Annotated in this window: 1 rRNA gene; it reads right to left on the reverse strand. The window is 53.7% G+C overall.

Annotated elements, in window-relative coordinates:
* Positions 1–255, reverse strand: a 16S ribosomal RNA gene (locus NNN64_RS23180); the annotation flags it as partial.

Here is a 255-nt window from a genome sequence, read left to right on the forward strand (position 1 = left end):
AGGTCGCTTCTCTTTGTATGCGCCATTGTAGCACGTGTGTAGCCCTACTCGTAAGGGCCATGATGACTTGACGTCATCCCCACCTTCCTCCAGTTTATCACTGGCAGTCTCCTTTGAGTTCCCGGCCTAACCGCTGGCAACAAAGGATAAGGGTTGCGCTCGTTGCGGGACTTAACCCAACATTTCACAACACGAGCTGACGACAGCCATGCAGCACCTGTCTCAGAGTTCCCGAAGGCACCAAAGCATCTCTGC

Source organism: Citrobacter sp. Igbk 14, from assembly GCF_028069825.1.
In the GTDB taxonomy this organism is placed as follows: domain Bacteria; phylum Pseudomonadota; class Gammaproteobacteria; order Enterobacterales; family Enterobacteriaceae; genus Citrobacter.